We start from the raw sequence: 3,001 nt of genomic DNA, 5'->3' as shown, positions 1-3,001 counted from the left end.
AGTGTTCACGTGTCCGCCAAGAAAAAAGTGGAGTAGTGAACACGATGCTCCTAGGCCGGCCCACAGGAATCAAGGCGGGTTGGCCGGACGCTTACACTGCGCAGGCGCGCTCGCGGCTGCAGATCGGCAACCGTGTCGAACACAACACTGGAGACCTGAATGGCAGACGACAAGACCAAGGTGGGCGGCCAGGATCGCGCCCGCATTAACATCAATGAAGACTACGAGGTCAGGGACGGATGCAAGTCCCTTGGTGTCACGGAGGACGAGCTGCGCAGGGCCGTCGCGGCCGTCGGCGACCGTGCCGACAAGGTGCGCGAACACTTGGGCAAGACGTAGTGTCCAGCGCCTCGCCTATGGGCTGCGTGATCTGCGCTTGGAGTTCTGGCTGCACAACTTTGTCGCGGCCTCACCGGATGCGTCAAACATAAGGTGGAAAGTTCTTCACCGTAACGGTGGACAAGACAGTGGATAAGGCGGTGCGCATCGCTATAAACCGTTGTCCGATAGGCATTTGCCAGGCTGTGCCTAAAAAATGACGCAGCCCTTTCGCGCACAACCTCTCCCTTGACCGTTAGAAGGAGCAAGGGCGGCCGTGAAATCTGCCACTGACAGATGCTTGGCGGGCGCGCATGATGCAGAAATGTCCAGATCACTCGTCCTGCTTCTTAGTCCACTGATGGCCGTAGGTCTCGTGTATGCCTTTGGCATCGGTGCAGTGATCATTTGCTTTGTCCTCGCTCTCCTTACGTTAATGCTTTCGACTGGCGAAAGCGAAGACGCATCCACGGAAGGCAACGGCCCCAACTTCCCCTACTCGACGGTCGCGGCCGGGCTATAAGCTCGCGGTCGGCAGTGCTGGCTGACTGTGGAGCGTGAGGCGGAGGCCCCCGAGGCGCCATCTCAGCTCGCTTCGGGGGCAGCCCTACAGCCCGACCGAGATGTCCCTCGACTTCGGACCGCGCTTAAATCGTTGAGCCGGGATCGCGTTCTCCCGCTTCACCTTCACCCAGTCGCTCGAGCGGACGCCAGGCTGGTAGGTGCTGGTCAGGCGCTTGGCCACCAGCCCCTCGAGCTTCAGCGGTAGCACGGCGTGATCGAAGAGGGTGCGCCCGTCGCCCTCGAAGTGGCCCACGGGCAGCACAGAGCCGGCTTCAGCAAGCAGCGGCACCAGCAACGCCTTGCGCTCTACCAGCGGCAGGGCCATGACAGGCTCGCCGTCGAGCACCAGCACGTCGAATGCGCAGTAGACGACCCAATCGGCGCCGGGCAGCAGCCGGCGGCGCAACGCCCGCGTTTGGAGCCTGTCGAAGTCGCTGCGGCCGATGTCGTCCAGCACCACGATCTCGCCGTCCGTCACGTGCGGCCCGTTCTCCACGCGCGCGAGTGCATCGGCGACCTCCGGGAACCACTTCGTCATATCGCTGCCGTTCTTCGATCGGAGGAACGCGGCGCCGCCGCCGAACTCCGCGAGGCACCGATACCCGTCATACTTGATCTCGAACAGCCAGCCAAGCGCGACGAGATCGAATGGCCGCTCATCGACCAGCATGGGCCGGAGCGTATCGACGATCTCGGGCTTTGGAGCGGATGCGCGCAGCATGGCAAGAGGATGCACGCGGCGCCCTGGCGTGCTGTCAGCGACTACCACCGGCCGTCGTGAGATCGTCGAGCACGCACACATCCCCGTCAACGATGTAGGGCCCGCCGGCCACAGCGGCGAGCGGCCGCGCGATCTCAGGAACCACTTCGTGGCGTCAGCGCCATTGCGCGTGCGAAGCTCGCAAGAGCTAGACCCGAAGCGCGCGAGCAGGCGGTACCGTCGTCGTTCAGCTCGTAGATCCAGCCCGGCTCGTCGAGATGAGCGGCCGCTCGTCCAGCAGCATTGGGATGATTTCGTCCAGAGTCACACCGCGCCCGGTGCGAGCGCCCGCGCGCCGGCGGCGTCAGGACTCAGGGACGGGGTCAGAGGCTTTCGACCTGGCTCTCTTCCAATGACGAGATCACCGCCCTGAGGGCACGCAGGCGCTCGTTGGCGGGTTCCTCAGCCAAGGCTGTGCGCCCATGGCGCGCTGGGGTCGCATCTTCTTCCCATTCTTTCCTCTTCGCCATCGACTCCAGCAGGGTCGCAATGATCGCGCCAGCAAACGATGCGAGGGCAATGAGAAATGCGATCACCAGCAGCAGCCGCTGAAAGTCCGTACCCGGCGACGATGCGTAAGGTGCCGCTGGCGCAGGCGGGAAGATGACGTCCAGGCTGAGCAAACCCAGCACCAGAATGGTCGAGACTGCGGCCACCCAGCCAAAGAGCCGCCGATGCTTGCCGTGCATTCTTGCTGGTGAGTTCATGTTCGGCTCGGCCTGTTCAATGGGTTGGGCAGCATGGGAAAAATTACATGAATTAATGCTCTTGCATTACAGAGCGCGGGTCAAGGGTGGTCCGGTCAGTTAGGGGCGCGAAGATGCCCACGTGCAGAGTGGGACGATGCCTACATCCCGTGCGGCTGAGCAGCCCACCCTGGGACCACCCAAGGAGACAACCATGCCAGACGACACCACTCAGACTGCCCGCGACCGCAAGTTCATCTCGCTCGAGCAGGATTACGAAATCCGAGACTGGGCCACCAGCCTCGGCTGCACAGAGGATGAGCTACGCGCCGCGGTGAAGGCCGTTGGCAACTCTGCCGACGCCGTGCGCAAGTACTTCTCGATCCTAGAGGCGAAGGGGTGACCGCTTCTGCGGACCAGGCGCACTTGCAAGTACAAGCCCGCTGGGAAAAATCCTCAAGCTCAGGCCCTGCAAGCATCGCTTGCAAGCAGCCTCAAGAAGAAGTACCTGCGGAGGAATTGATGGCCACACGTCTGAGATCATGACCGACAGAAATTGTCACTTCTGCCACGGCGCAGGCTGGGTCTGTGCCGACCACCCAGACCGCCCTTCGGGTTTGCTTGAAATCCAGGGCGGCTGCGAGTGCGGGGCCGACGGGGTCCCCTGTGTCTG

At 62.7% G+C, this 3,001-nt stretch carries 4 protein-coding genes; 2 read left to right on the top strand and 2 right to left on the bottom strand.

The genetic code is table 11. The features are described from left to right. The first annotated feature begins 159 nt into the window (after positions 1-159). A complete protein-coding gene (locus tag J2739_RS27810; protein WP_309907763.1) occupies positions 160-339 on the top strand; it encodes a DUF3606 domain-containing protein in 180 nt (59 codons plus the stop codon). A 586-nt stretch (positions 340-925) separates the two neighbouring features. Here the strand turns inward: J2739_RS27810 and J2739_RS27805 are convergent. Continuing rightward, positions 926-1,603, bottom strand: coding sequence for an ATP-dependent DNA ligase (locus J2739_RS27805; protein ID WP_309907761.1), 678 nt, complete (start codon positions 1,601-1,603; stop codon positions 926-928). Positions 1,604-1,965: 362 nt separating this feature from the next. Then, positions 1,966-2,349 carry a hypothetical protein gene (locus tag J2739_RS27800; protein WP_309907760.1) on the bottom strand — a complete coding sequence of 128 codons (384 nt, stop codon included), beginning with the start codon at positions 2,347-2,349 and terminating at the stop codon, positions 1,966-1,968. A gap of 193 nt (positions 2,350-2,542) precedes the next feature. On the opposite strand from J2739_RS27800, the gene J2739_RS27795 reads away from it, so the two are divergent. Beyond that, the gene (locus J2739_RS27795) at positions 2,543-2,731 is read left to right on the top strand and encodes a DUF3606 domain-containing protein (protein WP_309907758.1); all 189 of its coding nucleotides are present in this window, start codon (positions 2,543-2,545) and stop codon (positions 2,729-2,731) included. Positions 2,732-3,001 lie beyond the last annotated feature (270 nt).

This window comes from Variovorax soli (assembly GCF_031454625.1).
GTDB classification, from domain to species: domain Bacteria; phylum Pseudomonadota; class Gammaproteobacteria; order Burkholderiales; family Burkholderiaceae_C; genus Variovorax; species Variovorax soli_A.
The sequence above is the reverse complement of the archived record's forward strand: the minus strand, read 5'-3'. Positions and strand labels throughout refer to the sequence as shown.

Bases quoted from the DNA above. Each gene is read 5' to 3' on its own strand.
- J2739_RS27810 (WP_309907763.1), top strand. From the start codon at position 160: ATGGCAGACGACAAGACCAAGGTGGGCGGCCAGGATCGCGCCCGCATT.
- J2739_RS27805 (WP_309907761.1), bottom strand. From the start codon at position 1,603: ATGCTGCGCGCATCCGCTCCAAAGCCCGAGATCGTCGATACGCTCCGG.
- J2739_RS27800 (WP_309907760.1), bottom strand. From the start codon at position 2,349: ATGAACTCACCAGCAAGAATGCACGGCAAGCATCGGCGGCTCTTTGGC.
- J2739_RS27795 (WP_309907758.1), top strand. From the start codon at position 2,543: ATGCCAGACGACACCACTCAGACTGCCCGCGACCGCAAGTTCATCTCG.